The sequence below is a fragment of the Prevotella sp. S7 MS 2 genome (genome assembly GCF_000762865.1).
Taxonomy (GTDB): Bacteria; Bacteroidota; Bacteroidia; order Bacteroidales; family Bacteroidaceae; genus Prevotella.
On the sequence record NZ_JRPT01000042.1, the window covers coordinates 20,241 to 43,676 of the forward strand.

At 45.5% G+C, this 23,436-nt stretch carries 16 protein-coding genes; 11 read left to right on the top strand and 5 right to left on the bottom strand.

All coding sequences use genetic code 11. The features are described from left to right. Window positions 1-11 precede the first annotated feature (11 nt). The 4 genes from deoC (at window position 12) to HMPREF0671_RS08045 (ending at window position 6,412) form a co-directional block, all read left to right on the top strand. Window positions 12-983 (top strand): deoxyribose-phosphate aldolase, encoded by a 972-nt coding sequence (deoC, locus tag HMPREF0671_RS08030; RefSeq protein ID WP_036899242.1) that lies wholly within the window; start codon window positions 12-14, stop codon window positions 981-983. A 672-nt stretch (window positions 984-1,655) separates the two neighbouring features. Next, window positions 1,656-2,795: an acyltransferase family protein gene (locus HMPREF0671_RS08035; protein ID WP_036899244.1), complete on the top strand. Its 1,140-nt coding sequence runs from the start codon at window positions 1,656-1,658 to the stop codon at window positions 2,793-2,795. Between the two features lie 25 nt (window positions 2,796-2,820). Continuing rightward, window positions 2,821-5,304, top strand: a complete 2,484-nt coding sequence (locus HMPREF0671_RS08040) for a glycoside hydrolase N-terminal domain-containing protein (RefSeq protein WP_036899246.1) — start codon at window positions 2,821-2,823, stop codon at window positions 5,302-5,304. Window positions 5,305-5,650: 346 nt separating this feature from the next. Beyond that, complete coding sequence (locus tag HMPREF0671_RS08045; RefSeq protein ID WP_232223184.1) at window positions 5,651-6,412, top strand: Spi family protease inhibitor; 762 nt, start codon at window positions 5,651-5,653, stop codon at window positions 6,410-6,412. Window positions 6,413-6,484: 72 nt separating this feature from the next. Here HMPREF0671_RS08045 and HMPREF0671_RS08050 read toward each other — a convergent pair whose 3' ends face one another. After that, on the bottom strand, window positions 6,485-7,462 hold the full coding sequence (locus HMPREF0671_RS08050; RefSeq protein WP_036899250.1) for a polyprenyl synthetase family protein: 978 nt from the start codon (window positions 7,460-7,462) through the stop codon (window positions 6,485-6,487). Between the two features lie 89 nt (window positions 7,463-7,551). On the opposite strand from HMPREF0671_RS08050, the gene polA reads away from it, so the two are divergent. The 4 genes from polA (at window position 7,552) to lgt (ending at window position 14,656) form a co-directional block, all read left to right on the top strand. Next, a complete protein-coding gene (polA, locus tag HMPREF0671_RS08055) occupies window positions 7,552-10,314 on the top strand; it encodes a DNA polymerase I (protein WP_036899253.1) in 2,763 nt (920 codons plus the stop codon). A 513-nt stretch (window positions 10,315-10,827) separates the two neighbouring features. After that, on the top strand, window positions 10,828-12,318 hold the full coding sequence (locus tag HMPREF0671_RS08060; protein WP_036899255.1) for an acetyl-CoA hydrolase/transferase C-terminal domain-containing protein: 1,491 nt from the start codon (window positions 10,828-10,830) through the stop codon (window positions 12,316-12,318). 337 nt (window positions 12,319-12,655) lie between these two features. Continuing rightward, entirely contained in the window at window positions 12,656-13,759 is a 1,104-nt protein-coding gene (gene ychF / locus HMPREF0671_RS08065) for a redox-regulated ATPase YchF (RefSeq protein ID WP_036899257.1), read from the top strand. Between the two features lie 72 nt (window positions 13,760-13,831). Next, window positions 13,832-14,656: a prolipoprotein diacylglyceryl transferase gene (gene lgt / locus HMPREF0671_RS08070; protein WP_036899259.1), complete on the top strand. Its 825-nt coding sequence runs from the start codon at window positions 13,832-13,834 to the stop codon at window positions 14,654-14,656. A 31-nt stretch (window positions 14,657-14,687) separates the two neighbouring features. Here lgt and mutS read toward each other — a convergent pair whose 3' ends face one another. Beyond that, complete coding sequence (mutS, locus tag HMPREF0671_RS08075) at window positions 14,688-17,345, bottom strand: DNA mismatch repair protein MutS (protein WP_036899261.1); 2,658 nt, start codon at window positions 17,343-17,345, stop codon at window positions 14,688-14,690. Between the two features lie 244 nt (window positions 17,346-17,589). Between mutS and HMPREF0671_RS08080 the strand changes: the two genes are divergently transcribed. After that, the gene (locus HMPREF0671_RS08080) at window positions 17,590-18,876 is read left to right on the top strand and encodes a histidine-type phosphatase (RefSeq protein WP_036899263.1); all 1,287 of its coding nucleotides are present in this window, start codon (window positions 17,590-17,592) and stop codon (window positions 18,874-18,876) included. Here the strand turns inward: HMPREF0671_RS08080 and HMPREF0671_RS08085 are convergent. From HMPREF0671_RS08085 to HMPREF0671_RS08090, 3 genes are all read right to left on the bottom strand, one after another. Next, window positions 18,864-19,532, bottom strand: coding sequence for an HAD family hydrolase (locus HMPREF0671_RS08085; protein ID WP_036899265.1), 669 nt, complete (start codon window positions 19,530-19,532; stop codon window positions 18,864-18,866). The two genes, HMPREF0671_RS08080 and HMPREF0671_RS08085, sit on opposite strands and share 13 nt — an antisense overlap. Window positions 19,533-19,623: 91 nt before the next feature. Then, window positions 19,624-19,716, bottom strand: coding sequence for a smalltalk protein (locus HMPREF0671_RS12285; RefSeq protein WP_156431043.1), 93 nt, complete (start codon window positions 19,714-19,716; stop codon window positions 19,624-19,626). 80 nt (window positions 19,717-19,796) lie between these two features. After that, window positions 19,797-20,258: an HU family DNA-binding protein gene (locus HMPREF0671_RS08090; protein ID WP_036899269.1), complete on the bottom strand. Its 462-nt coding sequence runs from the start codon at window positions 20,256-20,258 to the stop codon at window positions 19,797-19,799. A 332-nt stretch (window positions 20,259-20,590) separates the two neighbouring features. Between HMPREF0671_RS08090 and metG the strand changes: the two genes are divergently transcribed. Together metG and HMPREF0671_RS11795 are read left to right on the top strand one after the other, a co-directional pair. Further along, entirely contained in the window at window positions 20,591-22,654 is a 2,064-nt protein-coding gene (metG, locus tag HMPREF0671_RS08095; RefSeq protein ID WP_036899271.1) for a methionine--tRNA ligase, read from the top strand. Between the two features lie 370 nt (window positions 22,655-23,024). Continuing rightward, window positions 23,025-23,345, top strand: a complete 321-nt coding sequence (locus HMPREF0671_RS11795) for a transposase (RefSeq protein WP_052052939.1) — start codon at window positions 23,025-23,027, stop codon at window positions 23,343-23,345. Window positions 23,346-23,436 lie beyond the last annotated feature (91 nt).

A 23,436-nucleotide genomic window follows, 5' to 3' on the forward strand; every position in this document is an offset into this window, starting at 1 on the left:
CCAGCAAAATTATGGCATATACTAAAGACATTGAACCCACAGTTCACAACCATCACGACCACGAACACGATCATCACGAGCACCATCATATCTTCAAAGAGCAGAGCAAGTATGATGAAGTATTGGCAAAGTATAACTTCAACATCACCGAACAGGAAGTGAGCGCTGCTGTCAAGAAGATTATTGCCGAGAAAGCTCATGAGAACGACACCCTCGACGTGAAGAAATTCCTCTTCGGCAGCATTGAGTTGACATCACTCAGCACCACCGATACCGATGAGAAAATCCTCGCTATGACGGAGAAAGTCAACCAGTTTGCAACAGCCTATCCCGACCTTCCCCACGTAGCTACCATCGTAGCATATCCCCGCTTCTGCCGCCTCATCAGCGAATCTCTTGAAGTAGACGGTGTAGAAGTAACCACCGTAACGGGCGATTTCCCCCACTCTCAGACGTTTATCGAGGTTAAGACCATAGAAACCTCACTCGCATTGAAAGACGGAGCCACAGAGATTGATATCGTACTTCCTGTAGGTAAGTTCCTCAGTGAGGACTATGAAGGCGTAGCCGATGAGATTAGCGAACTGAAAGAGGTATGTGGCGACCATGCCATGAAGGTCATCTTGGAGACTGGCGACCTGCAGACTGCTTCTAATATCAAGAAGGCTGCCATCGTTGCCATGTACTCTGGAGCCGACTATGTGAAGACTTCTACCGGCAAGGAGAAAGTAAGTGCTACTCCCGAATCGGTATACGTCATGTGTCAAGCCATTAAGGAATACTACGATCAAACAGGCATACAGATAGGTTTAAAGCCCGCTGGCGGCATTAATACCGTCATGGATGCAATTATATACTACAGCATCGTTAAAGAGGTTCTAGGCGAAAAATGGCTCACCAACAAGTGGTTCCGCCTCGGAACTAGTCGTTTGGCCAACCTGCTCTTAAGCGAAATCGAGGGTACAGAGACCAAATTCTTCTAAGAAGAAAGCATATAGAACATTGCTACAAACCACATTATACGCTCGTTCAGTAGCAATATTCTACCATTAAAGAGTAGAGACGATGCCTGCATCGTCTCTTTTTTGCGCCTAATTCAAAGGGAAACACCCTAAAATGAAGTGATAAGAGTTCTGCTTAATATACTGTTACCCCTAGTACACACTATCTTGCCCACTGGAGAAGAAGCACATTCCGTCTCTACCATTGTCTATCTTCATCTGCAAAACCTTGTTTACTTGTCTACACGTTAACTTGTCTACTTAAACGAGAGGGTTGGGGTGAGGTTGCTGCAACAGCACCTCAGCATCACTGTCTCACCTTTTCAGCAATACTGAATAGACGAAACAGAAAGCCTGCCCCAACGCTGCAGTCAGTTGAGTTCTTGAGTTTTTTAGTTCATAAGTTTTATCCCCTCCCCTTGAAAAAAGGCTTTTGTAGAGCAGAGAGGACTATCGTCTCCCTAACAGACGACATTACTAATCAGCAATTTAAACGATATAAGACCGTATACATCGTCTCTACTACATCGGAACAAAATTGGTCAACAAATCATAAGGAACACATTATATACCGGCAAACAGTATTTTCCTCTATCAAATCAAAATAAATATAAAGGAAAATACTTAACTTTGTCACGAGAACATTATACTACCATGGATTCTAATACAACTACCAATAAACCTCAACGCCTGCAATCGCTCGATATACTCCGCGGTTTCGATATGGCATGCCTCGTGTTAATTCAACCAATACTGTATCACTACCTCGAAATTGCCGCCCCTGCCGACGATACTTTCGGTGCATTTCTGAACAGCCAAGTCACCCATGTGGAATGGATCGGATTCAGCTTTTGGGACATCATCATGCCACTGTTCATGTTTATGTCGGGCATTACGATTCCTTTCGCATTCTCCCGTCAGAAGCGAGAGGGAGCCGACAGCACTTTCTATCGTCGACTTCTGAAACGTTTCTTGATACTCTGGGGCGTCGGAATGGTGGTTCAAGGCAACCTGTTATCGCTCGATTGGCATCAATTTAAATTATTCTCCAACACGCTACAGAGCATCGCTGTGGGTTATGTCGTGACTGCCCTTCTTTTCGTCCTCACTTCCAAGCGTACACAAATAGCCGTCGTTGCAGCCTGTTTCATCGGTTATATCGCTGTGTTTGCCATTTGGGGCGATATGGATTTCAGCATGGGTCACAACATAGCCGATACCATTGACATGGCTGTACTGGGCGTCTTCCGCGATGGCATGAATTGGGATGGCACATCATGGAACTTCAACGGTACTTACAACTACACATGGGTATTGAGCAGTCTCAATTTCATCGTAACGGTCTACTTAGGTTGTTGGGCAGGATACATCCTCAAATCGGGCGACACCCAACAACAAAAGCTCCGCAAACTCTGCATCATGGGCACCATATTGATTGTTGCTGCACTCGCCATGAGTCCCATATTGCCCATCATCAAGCGTATCTGGTCTAGCTCAATGACCCTGTTTGCTGGTGGAATCTGCTTCTTGCTCATGGCTCTTTTCTTCTATATCATCGACATGCGCGGTTGGACCAAGGGCACCCAATGGCTTAAATACTACGGTATGAATTCGCTCGCAGCCTATTTTTTAGGAGAATACATGAACTTCAGATCCATCTCAGGCTCACTCTTCTACGGTTTAGAACAATATTTGGGCGACTTCTATCCCGTGGTCGGCACGACTGTCAACGTAGGCGTTGTGTATCTCATCATTCGCTGGATGTACAAACAAGGCATCTTCATCAAAGCATAACCAATAATATAAACGATATAAGAACATGAAAAAATCAAGTTTGATACTCGGAGCAGTCCTACTCTTGTCGTCCACCACAATACGGGCACAACTGTCGAATTTGGTGGTATGGTTCGATACTCCATCCACATTAAATGGTCGAACAGCTTGGTATGGCGGGCATCCCGATATGTGGAGCCAAGAGAACAAGCCTACAACGGCCGGCGATGGTATTCACAATCCCGATCAAGAATGGGAATCGCGCTCCCTCCCTATCGGTAATGGCAACCTCGGTGCCAATATAATGGGGTCTGTTTCGGCCGAGCGATTCACGCTCAACGAGAAGAGTTTATGGCGTGGCGGTCCCAATGTAAAGCAAGGACCTGCCTACTATTGGAACGTCAATAAACAGTCGGCTCACGTGCTCAAAGACATTCGCGATGCTTTCACACGTGGCGATCAGAAAACAGCCGAAGAACTTACGGCCAAGAACTTCAACGGACTGGCAGCATATTCAGCCAATGAAGAAGAGGATTTCCGCTTCGGAAACTTTACCACCATGGGCGAATGCTACATCGAGACAGGTCTAAGCGAAGTAGGCATGACCCATTATCGTCGCGAACTATCGCTCGACTCAGCACTGGCTAAGGTTAGTTTCACGAAAGACGGCACCCACTATCAGCGCACATCTTTCATCTCCTACCCTGCCAACATCATGGTGGTGAAGCTGAAAGCTGATAAACCCGGTATGCAAAACCTGCTATTCTCGTATGCCCCGAACCCTGTAGCTACAGGCCATATACAGGCCGATGGCACCGACGGAGTGGTCTATCAGGCAGCACTCGACAACAATGGAATGCGCTTCACTGTACGCATCAAGGCCGTGGCCAAGGGCGGAAAAGTAAGCGTGACAGACGGAAAGATACGTGTAAACGGAGCCGATGAAGTGACGTTCTACATCGCCGGAGACACCGATTATCAAATGAATTTCGACCCGGACTTCACCAATCGCAAGGCTTATGTAGGCGTTGACCCTGACGCAACCACCCAACAATGGATGCAAGCTGCCATAGCCAAAGGCTACGATGAACTGCTGAGGGAGCACGCGGCCGATTATATGCCCCTCTTCAACCGCGTTCAGCTGACACTGAATCCAGATAAAGCCGTGAACCTTCTACCCACCAATCTGCGCCTACAGAACTATCGTAAGGGCAAAGCCGACTTCGGATTGGAAGAGCTCTACTATCAGTTCGGTCGCTATCTGCTTATCGCCTCATCACGTCCGGGTACATTGCCTGCCAATCTACAGGGCATTTGGCATAACAATGTAGACGGTCCGTGGCGAGTAGACTACCACAACAACATCAACATCCAAATGAACTATTGGCCTTCGTTACAGGCCAATTTGGCTGAATGCGCCCAACCGCTCACCGATTTCATTAAGACTCAGGCAAAGCCCGGAGCCGTAACAGCCAAGGCATATTACAATGCTCGCGGTTGGACATCGTCTATCTCGGCCAACATCTTCGGCTTCACCGCTCCCCTCTCCGATGAACAAATGCAGTGGAATTTGTGTCCCATGGCGGGTCCATGGCTTGCTACACATCTGTGGGAGTACTACGATTTCACTCGCGACAAGAACTTCTTGCGCACCACGGGTTATCCACTGATGAAAGGAAGTGCCGACTTTGCCGTGGATTATCTATGGAAACGCGCCGACGGAGTGTACACAGCAGCTCCTTCTACATCGCCCGAACACGGTCCAGTAGACCAAGGTGCCACCTTCTCTCATGCCGTTATTCGTGAGATTTTGACCGATGCCATCGCAGCCAGCAAAGTATTAGGTGTAGACGCTAAGGCTCGCCAAGAGTGGGAGAATGCCTTACGACACCTCGCACCTTATCGCATTGGACGTTACGGACAGATTATGGAGTGGTCTACCGACATCGATGATCCCGACGATCATCACCGCCATGTCAATCATTTGTTCGGACTACATCCCGGTCATACCATCTCGCCCATCACTACCCCCGAACTGGCTAAAGCTGCCAAAGTAGTTTTGAAGCATCGTGGCGACGGCGCTACGGGCTGGAGCATGGGATGGAAACTGAATCAATGGGCACGTCTACACGATGGTAATCACGCTTATACCCTCTATAGAAACCTATTGAAAAATGGCACACTCGACAACCTTTGGGACACCCACGCACCTTTCCAAATAGACGGAAACTTCGGTGGGACAGCCGGAATCACAGAGATGTTGCTGCAAAGTCAGATGGGATTCATCCATCTACTCCCTGCCCTTCCCGATGCATGGAGCACCGGTAGCGTAAGCGGATTAATGGCTCGTGGCAATTTTGAAGTAGGTTTGAACTGGACTAACGGACTATTAAGCGAAGCGACTATCAAAGCTAAGAGTGGCGGTAAATGCACGCTACGCTACGGTTCTCATACCTTAAGCCTCAACACCAGAGCGGGAAAGACCTACACCCTCGCTTATGACAAGGAAAAAGGGTTAAAAGTCAAATAATGCATATTTGCCAAATTAAATACAGCACAAGCTCATTATATGTGATAAATCTTACTCAAGATTTAGCTTAATAAAACAACTTGTAGGGCGCGGCATACCGCGCCCTACAAGAAATTACAACTGTGCTTATTCTATAAAAAATAGACTTTTTGTTTGCGGACGCTACATGTCGCGTCCCTACAAAGCTTGAAAACAAGTAAGAGAGCAACATTCATATATCATATATATTTACTATAATTGTCCTTTTTTTCGTATCTTTGTGCACATAATTACACTCAAAACAAGTAATTAACACAGAAAATTACAAACTTATCCGCGCATAAAGATAGTTCAAAACTACCACAAAATCCTTGTTTTTACATTCGCATTATCACTATTTGGCAATGCAAATGCCCAGAAAACATCTCTTTCTGAGGCACAGAACGAGGCTTTACAATTCCTCAAACAAAAAAATGCTACGACGCAACTGACGCCTACTGCCAATACCGCACGCACACGTGCCGTCAGCAATCAACCCTATTATGTGTTCAATGCCCCCAATAATCAAGGCTTCGTCATTATCTCCGGCGACCGTCGAATGCCCACAGTATTAGGCTATTCTACCAATGGCCATTGCCCCGAAACAGATATGCCCGATAACCTCCGAGCATGGATGCAGTCGTATGTAGCCAACTATCGCGCACTAGCTTCTACTCCATCAACACGTAGCGTAGTATCTACGCCCACCCTCATCAAGAAAAAGAATCCTATAGGACCACTGTTGAAGATCCAATGGGATCAAGGAGAACCCTACAATAGAGATTGTCCTACGATAGGCGGAGCACATGCCGTGACGGGGTGTGCAGCCACTGCCTTGGCACAAATCATGGCATATCATCGCTGGCCCAATGAACTGAAGAACGATATTGCCGATCCATCACAGCGCACAATCCCCTCGCATGTCACGACAGAAATTACCTCTATCGCACCATCAAGTGATTCTCAAGCTGCCATCTACAACTTTCGTGGACACAAACTCGGCATGGTTCATATAATCAATGGTACGCCACAACTGCATGCTTTGCCCCATGATGTATACATCGTCAATGGTAAGAAGTTTATCAAATAAGGACGCTAACAAGCTCATATACAACAAAAAAGCCTCGCAAATGCGAGGCTTTTTCATTATACTACAAGTGTTTTACTTATTCCTTTTAATCACATAATCAAGATAAGCCATCAGAGCATCCTTGATATTTTGGTCTTTGATGTATTGATGAACGAAGTTTACAGCTTCTTCATGGAACTCATTCATCTTCTTTTCGGCATACTCTATACCACCATTTTCTTTCGCAAAAGCTACTAATTGAGCAATACTCTCCGTGTTGATTTGCGACATCTTCACCTTTCGGGCAAGCTGTAACATCGCCTCATCGCCTGTAGAATTAAGCGCATAGATAATAGGTAAGGTCAGTTTACCTTCTTCCATATCGTTTCCGGTAGGCTTTCCTATCTCCTCTGAATCGTAATAATCAAAGATATCATCGCGAATTTGGAAAATAATACCAAGATTCTGCCCGAACTTAGCAGCAGCTTCTACTACCTCTTTGCTTGCTCCTACCGACTCAGCACCAAATACGGCGCAAGCTTCAAACAGTGCTGCCGTCTTGCGTTTGATAACCTCATAATAGACATCCTCGGATATTTCTTGATTCGAGATATTCGTCAATTGTAAGATTTCTCCATCAGAAAGGGTTTGTCCCAAGCGAGCCAAATAACGGATAATAACCTCGGAACGCGTATGAGAGACACTAAGCAAAGATGTAGACAAGATATAGTCGCCCACCAGTACAGCCACCTTATTATCGTAAGTCGCATTCACACTGGCCTGTCCGCGGCGCTCTCCACTCTCATCTACCACATCATCGTGCACCAAACTAGCCGTATGGAGCAACTCCAAACCTACAGCTGCATATTGCGTAGCTTCACTTATCTGCCCGAAAGCCTTTGCCAATAGCAAAATAAGCATGGGTCGCATACGCTTGCCCTCGCGCTTACGAATGTGGTCGAGAGCCTGTGCCAGCAAACCATTACTATGTTCTAGCGAGTGGCTGAAATACTCGGAAAAGTCATCCAACTCCTTTATTATTGGATGTTTGATGCGAGACAGGTAGTCCATGAGAATACTATATTTGTCACAAAATTAATGATTTTAATCGGGATTATTTCCTTTTTTTTCGTAATTTTACTGCAAATAAATTTGATTTTATGAATAAACTCTTTCTTCTGGATGCTTATGCACTCATATATCGTTCCTATTACGCTCTCATCAGATCGCCACGTATTAATTCCAAAGGACTCAATACGTCGGCCGTCATGGGATTTGTGAACACCCTCAACGAGATTCTCACTAAAGAGAAGCCCACTCATATCGGTGTGGCATTCGACCATGGCAAGACTTTCCGCCATGATGCTTTCCCTGCCTATAAGGCGCAACGTGAGGAGACACCGGAAGACATCAAGCGCTCGGTACCCATCATCAAAGACCTTCTCACAGCTTTCAACATTCCCATCCTACAGGTTGATGGCTTCGAAGCCGACGATGTAATCGGCACTTTAGCCACCAAAGCCGGTGAGCAAGGAGTAGAAACCTACATGCTCACACCCGATAAAGACTATGGTCAACTCATCCGAGATAACGTCTACATGTACCGCCCTCGGCATGGCGGAGGGTACGATATTATCGGCCCCAAAGAAGTCTCAGAGAAGTATGGCATTGATAGTCCTGACCAAGTGATTGATCTCTTGGCACTCATGGGCGACTCCGCTGACAACTTCCCCGGCTGTCCCGGCGTGGGAGAAAAGACTGCCGTGAAACTTATCAACGAATTCGGTAGCACCGAAAACCTTATCGCCCATACCGACCAACTTAAAGGAAAGATGCGCGAGAAAGTTGAAGGTGCAATCGAAGATATTCGCATGTCAAAATTCTTAGCGACCATTCGAACCGATGTTCCCATCGACTTGGATTTGGAAAATCTGAAAACCGTTGAACCCAATGAAGAAAAATTGAGAGAAATCTTCACCGAATTGGAATTTAAGAGTCTTTCTAACAAAATCTTAAAGAAAGCAAATAAGAAGCCAACAGTTGTTAATTTACAACTTGATATATTTGGGAATAATCCGACCAACGATGCAGAAGAGCCTAAAAAAACAGATATTTTTAAACAAGATACAGGAGAATTTAAATACGAACTTATTGATACAGAGGAAGAAAGATTAAAAATTTGTGATTTTTTCAAGACAAAACAATTTATCAGTCTAGACACAGAAACCACATCAACCAATCCGATGGAGGCTGAATTAGTGGGTTTAAGCTTCTCTGTGGAAGAAAATACGGGATTCTATGTTCCAATTCCTAGCGACCGTCAAGAAGCCGTAAGAATTGTTAATATATTCAAACCTATCTACGAAGATCCACAAATTTTAAAAATCGGACAAAACATCAAGTACGACTTAGTGGTGCTCCGAAATTATGGAATCCATCTTCAAGGCAAGATGTTCGATACCATGTTGGCTCATTATGTGTTGCAACCGGAATTACATCACAATATGGATTACATGGCCGAAACATTACTAGGGTACAAGACCATCCACATAGACGAACTGATAGGCCCCAAGGGTAAGTATCAGAAAAATATGCGCGACCTCTCCCCTACCGACATTTGTCGCTATGCATGTGAGGATGCCGATATCACATTACGACTCAAAAACGTACTCGAACCACGCCTTCAAGAGATGGGCATGAGCGATCTGTTCTGGAACATAGAGATGCCCCTGCTTCCCGTGTTGGCCGAGATGGAAATCAACGGCATTGCATTGGATACCAAAGCATTGGAAGAAACGTCATTCTTATTCAAAGAGCGCATGGCTGAATACGAGCAACGTATCTATCAACAAGCCGAAGAAGCGTTCAACATCTCGTCGCCTAAACAGGTAGGCGAAATTCTCTTCGAGAAGATGAAAATCGTAGAAAAGCCCAAGAAAACCAAGACCGGACAATATGTTACAAGCGAAGAGGTGTTGCAACAACTCAAGAGCAAGGCGCCTATCGTAGAGGATATTCTAGCCTATCGCGGCTTGAAGAAGCTCATCGGAACGTATGTTGACGCCCTACCCAAGCTCATCAATCCGCATACCGGACACATTCATACCTCATTCAATCAGGCAGTTACGGCCACTGGTCGACTTTCGTCGAGCGACCCCAATCTGCAAAACATTCCCGTACGAGGCGAAGACGGCAAGGAAATCCGCAAGTGTTTCATCCCCGATCCCGGCTGCCTGTTCTTCTCGGCCGATTACAGTCAGATAGAATTACGCGTAATGGCGCACCTGAGCCAAGACGAGAATATGATAGAGGCATTCCGCGAAGGCCACGACATACATGCCGCCACAGCTGCCAAAATCTATCATGAGACCATGGATACCGTGACACGCGACCAGCGTACCAAGGCTAAACGAGCCAACTTTGGCATCATTTACGGCATCACCACTTATGGATTGGCACAGCGACTAGACATTGATAATCGCGAGGCCAAGGAACTGATAGAGGGCTACTTCCGCACCTTCCCAAAGGTACAGAGCTACATGGAAGAGGCTAAAGAGAAAGCGCGACAGAACGGTTACGCCGAAACCTTCTTCCATCGTCGCCGCTATCTGCCCGACATCAACAGCGGTAACGGTACTGTGCGAGGCTTCGCCGAGCGCAATGCCATCAATGCGCCCATCCAAGGTAGTGCTGCCGACATTATCAAAGTGGCGATGATCAACATCTTCCAACGCTTCCAACGCGAGCAAATTCGCTCAAAAATGATACTCCAAGTGCACGACGAACTCAACTTTTCCGTCGTTCCCGAAGAGAAAGAGAAGGTAGAACGCATTGTACTCGAAGAGATGCAAAAGGCCTATCCGCTCGATGTGCCACTCGTAGCCGATGCCGGATGGGGCAGCAACTGGCTCGAAGCCCATTGATACCGAGCTTTTTCCAAAAGCTTGAATGAGCTGTAGAGAGTCTGCCAACATAGGAAAAACAGAAGAGCAACATACTTATTTGTCCGGAGGACAACCTCTTCATAACCGTAGGTTGGAGCAAGGCGGAAACCTACGGAAAATAGAAAAGGAGAATTAACGAGTCTGAAAAGACTCCCCAATAGGGTCTCTTTCTGTATTTCAGCTAACTTTTAAGGGCAGTCTTATCAGACTGTAAACTACATTCACATACACACCGGAGACTATCTTCGCTTTCGCTTGATAGTCCCCGGCTATGAATGGATAGCCTTTCAGGTTTTTGTTAGTATAAGCTTACTTATAAGGTATTGATAGAAGAACTCATATCAAAAGTTTTACCACACTCTTTGAATGCAGAGACAAAAAATCACTATCTTTGCAGAAGATAGACTGCGGTCGGCAATAAGAAAACAAGTTTTCATTGCATCCACTTGCACTCTTTTTACAAAAGATAATAATAGATGAGAAACGATACCTATGACTTACACAAGAATGACGGCCGCCGAAGCGGCACAGATGATTAAGAATGGTGATACATTAGGCCTCTCCGGATTCACTCCCAACGGCAATCCGAAAGCCGTTTTCCGCGAAATTTCCAAACGCGCCATACGCGAACACGAAACCGGACAGGCATTCCAAGTTGGTATTCTTACCGGAGCCTCATCGTGCCAAAGCGTAGAAGGCGACATGGCAGCAGCCAAAGCCATCAAATTTCGTGCCCCTTTTTCCACTAATAAGGCCTTCCGCGACCACACCAATTTGGGCGAAGTAGACTACGAAGACATGCACTTAGGACATATGGCCGAGCGACTACGTCGTGGCTTCTATGGCGATATAGACTGGGCCATTATCGAAGTGAGTGCCATAGAAGAGGGAGCCGACACGTGCAAAGTTTCTCTAACATCGGCCGGTGGCATTGTGCCCACCATCGCACGAATGGCCAAACGCGTCATCCTCGAACTCAATCACTTCCATAATCCCAACTCCCGTTTCTTGCACGATGTAGTGGAATTGGCCGAATACCCCTATCGCCAGCCCATCCCCATCACGCGTGTGGCCGAGCGATTTGGCAAAGATTATGTGGAGATAGACGCCAAGAAAATAGTGGGTGTGGTCGAATGTAACATCCCCGAAGAAGCACGTGCCTTCAAAGACTTAACCCCTGAGACGAAGAAAATTGGCGAAAATGTGGTCGATTTCTTCTTGAGCGACCTTCGAGCAGGTCGTATCCCAAAAGAGTTCTTCCCCATCCAGAGCGGTGTGGGAGCCACCGGGAACGCCGTGATGAAAGCCATTGGGCAATGCGAAGGGCTGCCGGTGATGAACGTGTTCAGCGAAGTGGTACAGGATGCCGTGGTCGACATGATGCTCAAAGGGCAGATTGGCTACGCTTCGGCCACTGCTACAACCGTCACCAACGAGTGCCTACAGAAGATTTACGATAACATGGACTTCTTCAAAGAGCGCCTGACAATACGCCCCAGCGAGGTGGCCAACGCCCCGGAACTGATTCGGCGGTTCGGTGTCATCGCCATGAATACAGCGTTGGAATGCGACCTTTACGGCAACGAGAACTCCAGTCATATCTGTGGGTCGAATCTGATGAACGGTATCGGAGGCTCATGCGACTACGAGCGCAACGGCTCTATCAGCATCTTCTATACCCCATCTACGGCTAAAGGTGGCAAGATAAGCGCCATCGTACCCATGTGTAGCCACGTAGACTCTACCGAGCACGACGTCGACATCATCGTGACCGAGCAGGGAGTAGCCGACTTACGTGGCAAAGGGCCATTGCGACGGGCACAGGAAGTCATCGAAAACTGTGCGCATCCCGACTACAAACCACTATTACGCGACTACTTGCGACTGGCCGGAAGGGGTCATGAACCGCAGAGTATGACGGCTGCCTTGGCCATGCACCAAGCCTACTTGGAGAAAGGCGACATGCGATTAGTAGCGTGGTAAAGAGAGGAAAAAAGAAAGGAGTCTTTTCCATACCATAAACTTTAAGAACTCATCAACTCAAAAACTTACAAACTTTAAACTCTAACTTATTAACTTACCAGCTTAAAACGATTTCCCTCCCCTTTTGGGGAGGGGCAGGGTGAGGCTCCTGCAGCGACTTATCAGCATTACTGAAAAGGCCAAACAGCGATGCTGACACGGCCTTGCAACGAGCCCAAATAGGCTCTTTTGCAAACTCGCAATAAAGTAAGCTACACACAACAAAACCAAAATAAATTTTGCTTTTGTCCTCATTTGCACTACCTTTGTAGTCAAAGTATATATTTGAAATAAAGACATGGCTTTAAAATGCGGTATTGTAGGACTTCCGAACGTCGGTAAGTCAACACTTTTCAACTGCCTGTCGAGTGCCAAGGCACAGGCAGCTAATTTCCCTTTTTGTACAATAGAACCCAACCTAGGCGTTATCACTGTACCCGATGAGCGACTCACCAAGTTGGCCGAAATAGTCCATCCCGGACGCATCGTACCCGCTACCTGCGAGATAGTAGACATTGCCGGACTCGTCAAGGGAGCCAGCAAAGGCGAGGGATTGGGCAATAAATTTCTTGGAAACATTCGCGAGACCGACGCCATCATCCACGTATTGCGTTGTTTCGACAACGACAATGTGGTGCGCGAAGGCGGAGATCCCGTCAATCCTATCAACGATAAGGAAATCATTGATACCGAATTGCAGTTGAAAGACTTGGAAACCATTGATTCTCAACTGGCTAAACAACAGAAAGCTGCGGCCGCCGGAAACAAGGATGCCAAGCTGGCTGTGACCGTTCTAGAGGCTTACAAAGGTGCATTAGAAAAGGGATTAAACGCCCGTACGGTGGAGTTTGAAAGCAAAGACGAGCAAAGCTTTGCCCACGACTTGTTCCTACTCACAGCCAAACCTGTGCTCTATGTATGCAATGTAGACGAAGCGAGTGCCAAAACCGGTAACGAATACAGTAGACAAGTAGAAGAAATGGCCAAGAGCGAGGGTGCAGAAGCTTTGGTGATTGCTGCCAAGACCGAGGAAGATATTGCTTCGCTCGAAACATACGAAGACAAGCAGATGTTCTTGGAAGAACTCGGACTGGAAGAAAGTGGCGTGAACCGTCTCATCCAAAAGGCTTATTCGTTGCTGAATCTACAGACATTCATCACTGCCGGTGAAATGGAGGTGAAGGCTTGGACATACCATAAGGGTTGGAAAGCACCGCAATGTGCAGGTGTCATCCACACCGACTTCGAGAAAGGATTCATCCGTGCAGAGGTCATCAAATACGAAGATTACCTGAAATATGGCTCTGAAGCTGCTGTTCGCGAGGCTGGTAAGCTAGGTATCGAGGGTAAGGAATACGTCGTACAGGATGGCGATATCATGCACTTCCGCTTTAATGTATAGTGATAAAACAGGAGAGGGATAAGAAAAATAAATTCCCTAATCCATCCCTCACCACCTATAATTAATAAATAAATGGAACATTTATTATACATCATCTGGAACCCCGACCTCTACCTGATACATCTAGGTGGCTTCGGACTTCGCTGGTATTCCACGTTTTGGCTCATCGGATTGATAGGCGCATACTTCATGGTGAAGTGGCTGTATCAAGACCAAAAGGTGAAAGAAGAATTGTTCGACCCGCTCTTCCTATACTGTTTTGTCGGTATACTGGCCGGTGCCAGACTGGGACACTGCCTGTTTTATCAGCCTGATTACTTCCTGACAAGCTGGGATCACATCATTGAGATGCTCCTACCCATTCACCACATGCCGGATGGAGCGTGGAAAATGACCGGTTATGAAGGACTGGCTTCGCATGGCGGAACGCTCGGACTGATGATTGCCCTGTGGCTCTACGTTCGCCGTACGAAGATGAATTTGTGGCAAGTGCTTGATAATATCGCTATTGCCACGCCTATCACAGCCTGCTGTATACGCTTGGGTAACCTGATGAACTCTGAAATTATCGGGAAAGTGACGGATGTTCCATGGGCTTTTATCTTCCAACAGGCAGACCAATATCCACGTCATCCGGGACAATTATACGAAGCCATAGCCTACTTCCTGTTCTTTTTTATCGGGTGGTATTTCTATCGCTATGCGAAGAAACCGGTGGGCAGAGGATTCTATTTCGGCTTATGTCTGACGTTGATATTCACATTCCGCTTCTTCATTGAATATACAAAGGATATTCAAGTAGACTTTGAAGCAGGCATGCCTTTCAATATGGGACAGTTATTGAGTATTCCCTTTGTTGCTTTGGGAATCTTCTGTATGTCCAGAAAGAAATCATGAAACAAAAAAAAGAAGATTATAAACCCTCTTTCTATGGGTTTATAATCTTCTTAATATCATTCAATTTATTAAGTGCTTCCATCGGAGTGAGGTTGTCAATATCCAACCCTGAGATTTCATCGCGTATCTGAGAGAGTACCGGATCATCCAATTGGAAGAAATTTAACTGCATCCCTTCCCTACTCTCTTCTATCTTTCGAGCATCCGAACGACCCACCGTGCCAACGCCGGCATTATCATTTTCCAATTCTTTAAGGATGACATTGGCTCGCTTAACGATACTTTTCGGCATGCCGGCAATCTCTGCCACGTGGATACCGAAGGAATGTTCGCTGCCACCTTTCTCCAGTTTTCGGAGGAAAATCACCTTCCCATCCACCTCTTTCACACTGACATTGTAGTTCCGGATACGTGAGAAGCCCTTCTCCATCTCATTCAATTCATGGTAATGAGTGGCAAAAAGAGTACGCGCGTTGGCTCTCGCGTGCTCATGAAGATACTCTACGATGGCCCACGCAATGCTGATACCGTCGTATGTACTCGTACCTCTACCCAGCTCATCAAAGAGTACCAAACTCCTATCCGAGACATTATTGAGGATGTTGGCTGCCTCCGTCATCTCCACCATAAAGGTAGATTCGCCCAAAGAAATATTGTCACTGGCTCCCACACGAGTGAATATCTTGTCCACCAAACCCACTCTCACGCTCTCTGCAGGCACAAAGCTGCCTATCTGAGCCAACAGTACAATCAACGCCGTTTGACGCAACAGCGCCGATTTTCCGGCCATATTAGGACCGGTTATCATCATTATCTGTTGGTGAAAAGTATCAAGAAGCACGTCGTTGGGCACGTAATGCTCGCCCAAAGGCAATTGTGTTTCTATCACAGGATGGCGCCCTTGCTTGATATCCAACACATCACTGTCGTCAACAACGGGTCGTACATAAGTATGTTCTTCTGCTGTTTTGGCGAAACTCAATAGACAATCGAGTCTCGCAAGGAGGTTTGCGTTGATTTGTATTTGCGGTATGAAGTCTTGCATATACACGATGAGCTCATTAAACAACCTTGCTTCCAACGCCAGAATCTTCTCATCGGCACCTAAAATCTTCTCTTCATACTCCTTTAATTCTTGAGTTATGTAGCGTTCGGCTTGCGCAAGCGTTTGTTTTCTAACCCACTCTGCCGGTACTTGGTCTTTATATGTATTGCGAACTTCGAGATAATAACCGAACACGTTGTTATATCCGACTTTCAAACTGGATATACCGGTACGTTCGGTTTCCTCTTGTTGAATCTTCAAGAGATAGTCCTTGCCGTTTCGACTGATAGAACGTAACTCATCAAGTTCCTCACTATAACCATCGGCTATCACATTCCCTTTGTTCACAAGCAATGGAGGATCGGACTGAATTTCATGAGCTATACGGTCTTTCAAGTTTTCACAAAGATTCAATTGCTCCCCTACCCGCTTCAAGACTTCATTATCCGTCTGCAGACAAGCAAGCTTAATAGGGCGCACAGCATCCAATGCACGCTGTAATTGTACGACCTCTCGCGGTGAGACTCTGCCCACTGCCACCTTCGAAATAATACGTTCAAGGTCGCCAATACGATGCAATTGCTCGTTCACGCAATCTCTGAAATCCGGTTGTTTGAAGAAATATTCAACTATATCTTGACGATGCGTGATGGCCTGAACATTCTTCAAAGGAAATACAACCCATCTTCTGAGCATACGACCACCCATAGGTGTCACCGTTCGGTCAATGACATCTAGCAGCGAACTACCGCCATCTTGCATCGTACCAAGCAATTCCAAAGAGCGAATTGTGAACTTATCCAATCGCACATATTTCTCTTCTTCAATGCGAGCCAACGATGTTATATGCCCTATCTGGGTATGTTGCGTCTGCTCCAGATATTGCATGATGGCTCCACTGGCAATGACTCCATTGTGAAGATGTTCCACTCCGAATCCTTTAAGATTCTTCGTACCAAAATGTTTCAGAAGTTTTTGTCGAGCTGTCTGTTCGGTAAACACCCAATCATCAAGCTCGAATGTCACAAAGCGTGACCCAAAATAACGTTCAAAATCTTTCTTCTTCGTTCGATCATAAAGCACCTCTTTTGGCGAGAAATTACTTAATAATTTCTCTGCATAATCAAAAGTACCCTCGGCTGTCAGAAATTCTCCCGTTGAAATATCCAAGAATGCCACACCGCAAGAGGCTTTACCAAACTGTACGGCAGCCAAGAAATTATTCTCTTTATAGTTGAGCACGTTGTCGCTCATGGCTACACCGGGTGTCACAAGTTCCGTGATTCCGCGCTTCACCATCTTATCCATCTCGCTCAAGCCTTTCTTTCCTTTGATGGCTTCGCGCTTCTTTTTAGGGTCTTCCAGTTGGTCACAGATGGCCACTCGCTTTCCGGCACGAATCAATTTAGGCAGATAAGTATCTAGCGCATGGTGCGGAAATCCCGCCATATCGGTAGGATCCTGTGCTCCATTATTCCTTTTCGTCAACGTGATACCAAGGATACGCGCTGCTTCCACTGCATCCTCGCCATAGGTTTCATAGAAGTCGCCACAGCGAAAAAGCATCAACGCCTCCGGATGTTTAGCCTTCAACGAATAGAACTGCTTCATCATCGGTGTCAATGCTTTATTATCTTTTGCCATATCTATAGAATCCTTCCTTTATCATAAATTATTTGTGAATAGCTTTTACTATCTTTCCTTTGATTGTATTTGCCCATACTGTTTTTGCAAAGATACGGCAAATCATAGATAAAAACGAAGCTTCAATAATTTTTGTCTGTTAGTTAGGCATCTCTCTTCGAACGTTTTTATTGAAATATTTATTATCTTTGCAAGCATATACATGTTGATTCTATCACGACAGAAAACCTAAACTATTTATATAATGAAAAAAACAACCCTGATACTTTCGGCTTTATTGTGTGCAGCAATGGGCTTCGCTCAACAGTCACGTACCGACATTAAAACCAATCCTCTATTCTCTGCCAGCAGCTATTATGCCTATCCCGGCCCTCTACAGCAGAAACTTACCCCTGCTCCTACCGGGTATAAACCTTTCTACATCAGCCATTATGGTCGACACGGAAGCCGCTGGCTCATCAATAAGAACGATTATCTACAGCCGGTTGCCATTCTACAACGCGCTGATAGCCTAGGTAAACTCACCGCATTAGGGCGCGATATACTTCGCCGACTTATCATGATTCGCGATGCAAGTAAGAATCGTTACGGCGAACTCACGCAACGAGGAGGCGAACAACACCGCCAAATTGCCAAACGCATGATACAGAATTTCCCGGAAGTCTTTGCCGGTCGAACCAATATCGATGCCCGTAGTACCACTGTCATCCGGTGTATTTTCTCCATGGAGAATGCCCTACAACAATTGCTTCTCATCAATCCCGAATTACAAATCAAACAGGATGCCAGCAACCACGACATGTATTACATGAACTATGACGACCCTGTACTGAACAAAAAGAAAATGCCGGCCAAAGCCGACGAGGCCTACAAAGCATTTGGAAAGAAATTTCTTCACTACGATCGTGTAATGAATAACCTCTTCAACGACTCCAGCTATTGGAAGCATCAAGTAAAATACGAGCAGTTATACAGGCGTTTATTCAGTAATGCAGCTAATTTGCAAAGCACAGAATTGCGCCATACGATTTCTTTATACGATCTCTTCAGCGACCAAGAGATTTACAATAATTGGCGCACAGAGAATGCTTGGTGGTATATTACTTATGGTGGTAGCCCATTAAATGGTGGTACACAGCCTTTCACACAACGCAATTTGCTTCGTAATATCATTGCCCAAGCCGACTCTTGCATACAGTTAGAGCATCCCGGAGCTACCCTTCGCTATGGTCACGACACCGTTATCATGCCACTCACCTGCCTCCTCGACCTAGACGGACTGGGCATGCAGGTAGAGAATCTCGAAGAGTTGGAGACACGCGGATGGTACAATTATCGTATATTCCCGATGGCTGCCAACATTCAATTCGTATTCTACCGTAAGAATGCAAACGACAAAGACGTCATCTTCAAGGTTTTACGCAACGAAAATGAAGCTACGCTGCCCATCAAGACAGACATAGCTCCATATTATCATTGGAAGGATTTCAAAGATTACTTCCTCAAAAAACTCGATAGTTATAAAGAATAAGAGTCGTAAGATTCTACTACTTTCAATAGATCCGCGAAGTCATCGATGATGTGTTCAGCTTCAACACTCACCATGTCTTCGCGGCTTCCGTTTCCATAAGTCACCCCACACGTATGCACACCGGCAGCCTTTCCCATCATCATGTCAAAGGTTGCGTCGCCTACCATCAAGGCCTCATCGGGCTGTAAGTTAAACATTGCCAGTGTTTTCTCAACCATTTCGGGATCTGGCTTACAATGTTCTACATCCTGAGCACTCACTACCGCCGACATATAATCGTCTAGCTCGAACTCATGGATAAAATTGAGTAACGAGCCACGATACCGACTACTGGCTATCGTCAGTTTCAAACCGCGCCGATGTAATTCCCTGATAGTATCTATCACATGCGGAAATGGTGGAACGGCATGCGGAACATTGCGCCGCGTAAATATCTCAGCATAGACCTCTGCACACTTGTCTCCCATTTCATCCGACATAGGAATCAATCTGGTAAACGTTTCTTTCAGTGGCAACCCAATCATGGCTGCACACTCTTCTCGCGTACGTTTATCCAATCCCAATACATCAATGGTATCAAGCATGGTGTCTGTTATCAACTTCTGAGTATCACCCAGTGTTCCATCAAAATCCAGTAATACGACTTTTATTGCCATCCGCTCATTTTTTTACAGAGCAAAGGTAAGCATAAAAGCATTGTAAAACGAACGGCCGTTCATCTTTTATTCTTATTCCAATCTATCTTGATCACATTTGGCTACTCACGCCAAGCGCTCCTAACAAAGCCGTAGCTACAGCCACAATTACTTTCAACACCATCTTCCATTTATTTCCATTCATCACTTTACCTCCATTTTAAATTTTTAATGATAAAGAGTGGAGTAGGGAGACGTGTCCCCCTTACTCCAAATTCCACATTCTTATTGTCCGACTTCCTTCTTATCGGGAGCTGCGGCATCGGTCTTCTTCACATCATAGTTGGTCAATTCAGCCAACTTAGCCCCATTCACGAGCACCTTGCTGCGCTTGTGAGACCCTGCATCTATCTTGGTCTCAGGCATAAACAGTACATGAACTCGTTTCACATGCTTTGCGATCGTGTACTCTTTTGCAGTAGGCGCTGCCAACGAACTGATTCCCAACTTGAAACTTCCAAGTCCGTCGATACGTACACGCTTTGAATTTTGCAATTCGTCTTGCATCACTTCTACCAACTCGGTAAGCACTGCCTTGATGTCGCTCTTCTTCACAGTACAGTTTCGCTGCATGATTTCTGCGAGTTCATCAGTTCCTACCACACCGTTATGTACGGCTCTTGCATACCATTTACCAAGAAATCTACCTTCACGCTTGCACTGATAAAGTTTGTAATTCACTGCCATAATTGTTACCCTTTCTTTAAGTTTTAAATTGTTGTTAATAATTAGATTAGTTATGTTCTTCATTCTCTCCCGTCACCCAGACCTTATAGTCGACATCAAAGTCAGCCGTGTCGTTGATTGAATGGTTATCCTGAACACGATGCAAAGATACAATATCGCTCACCCATTGTCAAGCACTAATGCGATACACAATGCGATACATTCATCACAAAGAGCCCAAACTTCTATCCGAAATAGCTAAAACCAGCTTTTGAACACCTATTTATAATGACATTATCCCATTTTTTTCGTACTTTTGCATGCAAAGAATCAATAAAGAGAAACAGAACGTTATGGAACAGAAGAAATATCTACGCACCACTGTCACTTCCGCTTTGCCCTATGCAAACGGTGGTGTACACATTGGCCACTTGGCCGGCGTATATGTACCGGCCGATATCTACGTGCGCTATTTACGCCTTAAAAAAGAAGATGTACTCTTCATCGGAGGTAGCGATGAGCACGGTGTGCCTATCACTATCCGTGCCCGTAAAGAGGGTATCACACCTCAAGACGTAGTCGATCGTTATCATAACATGATTAAGAAGAGTTTTGAAGATTTCGGCATCAGCTTCGATATATACAGTCGTACCACCTCTGATACACACAGTAAATTGGCTTCCGACTTCTTTAAGAAGCTATACGAAGACGGTAAACTCGTTGAGCACGAAACCGAACAGCTATACGACGAAGAGGCTCATCAGTTCTTGGCCGACCGTTATGTGATAGGGGAGTGTCCTCATTGCCACAACGACCATGCTTATGGCGACCAATGTGAGAAATGCGGTAGCGATCTCTCACCTATGGAACTCATCAATCCTCATAGCACTATCAGTGGTTCCGCACCTGTCATCAAGAAGACCAAGAACTGGTATCTGCCCTTGAACGAATATCAAGAGTGGCTCAAACAATGGATTCTTGAGAGTCACCAAGAGTGGCGTCCCAATGTCTATGGACAGTGTAAGAGCTGGCTCGACATGGATTTACAGCCTCGTGCCATGACGCGCGACCTCGATTGGGGTATTCCCGTACCCGTAGCCGATGCCGAGGGGAAAGTGCTCTACGTATGGTTCGATGCTCCTATCGGCTACATCTCCAACACCAAAGAGTTGTGCGATGCTCAACCTGAGCGCTGGGGCTCATGGGAGAAATGGTGGAAAGACGACGATACGCGCTTGGTACACTTCATTGGTAAAGACAACATCGTATTCCACTGCATCATCTTCCCAACTATGCTCAAGGCACACGGAGACTATATTCTACCCGATAATGTGCCTGCCAACGAATTCTTGAATTTGGAGAATGACAAGATTTCTACCTCTCGTAACTGGGCTGTATGGTTACATGAATACCTCGTTGATATGCCCGGAAAGCAAGATGTATTACGCTATGTGCTCACAGCCAATGCTCCTGAGACCAAGGACAACAACTTTACGTGGAAGGACTTCCAAGAGCGCAACAACTCCGAATTGGTAGCAATCTATGGTAATTTCGTTAATCGTGCCCTCCAACTCACCAAGAAATACTTCGAAGGAGTCGTACCCACATGCGGCGAATTGCTCGACATAGACAAGCATACTCTCGACGAGTTCAAAGATGTTAAGCAAAAAGTCGAGAGTCTTCTCAATGTATTTAAGTTCCGCGATGCACAGAAAGAGGCTATGAATCTGGCTCGTATCGGTAACAAGTATATCACCGATTGCGAACCTTGGAAAGTTTGGAAGACCGATCCGGAACGTGTCAAAACCATTCTCTACATCTCTTTGCAACTCGTAGCCAATCTAGCTATTGCTTTCGAACCATTCCTACCATTCTCTTCAGAGAAGTTGCGTAAGATGATTAATATGGACAACTTCGATTGGGCACAGTTGGGCGACACCGACTTACTCAAAGCCGGACACCAATTGGCTGAACCCGAACTGCTCTTCGAAAAGATTGAAGACGAGATTATCGAAGCCCAACTGAAGAAGTTGGAAGATACCAAAAAGGCCAATGAAGCAGCTGCTTACAAAGCCAAAGACATCAAATCAACTATCGCATACGAAGATTTCGAGAAACTTGATATTCGTGTAGGACACATCGTCAATTGCGAAAGGGTGAAGAAAGCCAATAAGTTATTGAAGTTCACCATCGACGATGGCAGTGGTCAACCGCGTACCATCGTGAGCGGCATTGCCAAATTCTATGAGCCCGAACAGCTCATTGGCAAAGATATCTGTTTCATTGCTAACCTTGCACCTCGCAAGTTGATGGGTATCGAGAGTCAGGGAATGATTCTTTCTGCCGAGAATTTCGATGGTAATCTAGCGGTTACCCGTGTCGACCGAGAGGTCAAACCGGGCAGTCAAGTACTGTAATTTCTCCTTTTAGTGTCTGTTGCGAATGAGATATAGAGTCCCTTATCAACTTTAAGAATTATCACAATGGATTCTCGGTAAAGGGTTTCTACTCCCGATTTGCAACAGACATTAAATATAACAACCAATATCTAATAATCCCATGAACATGCCTTGTCGACATACGGTTCGCGCCCAATGGCATGATTATAATGCAGGTAGCTATTTTATTACTATCTCCACAAAAAAGCAACAACATTATTTTGGACATATCACTTGCGAAAATTCCAATCCTAAAATAATTCTATCAACCATTGGAAGTTATGCAGAGAGATGCCTATAATCTATCCAACATCACTTCCCTGATATTCAGATACCCCTTTACAGCATAATGCCTAACCACATCCATGCGCTGGTTTTTATCTCCGGAAACTGTTCCTTAAAAGAAAAAAGAAATCAGGCAAAATCCCCTCCTTATAATATTCAGATGCATTATGCAAATGCAACTGCTCAAAAAGGAAGATTATCTACTGTCATAGGAAGTTACAAAGCAGCCATCACAAAATATGCATATCAAAACAATATCACCTTTGCTTGGCAAACTAGACTTTTTGAACACATCATCAAACATCAAGAAGAGTATAACGCCATAGCAGAGTATATACAGAATTATGTAGCACGATGGTATCTTGATAAGTATTATAAACAGTAGGGACGCGACATGTCGCGTCCGCAAGTTGAATACACTTATAAAAGCATTATCTTATCATTTTAATGAATAAATATTCCCATTTCCTGCAACG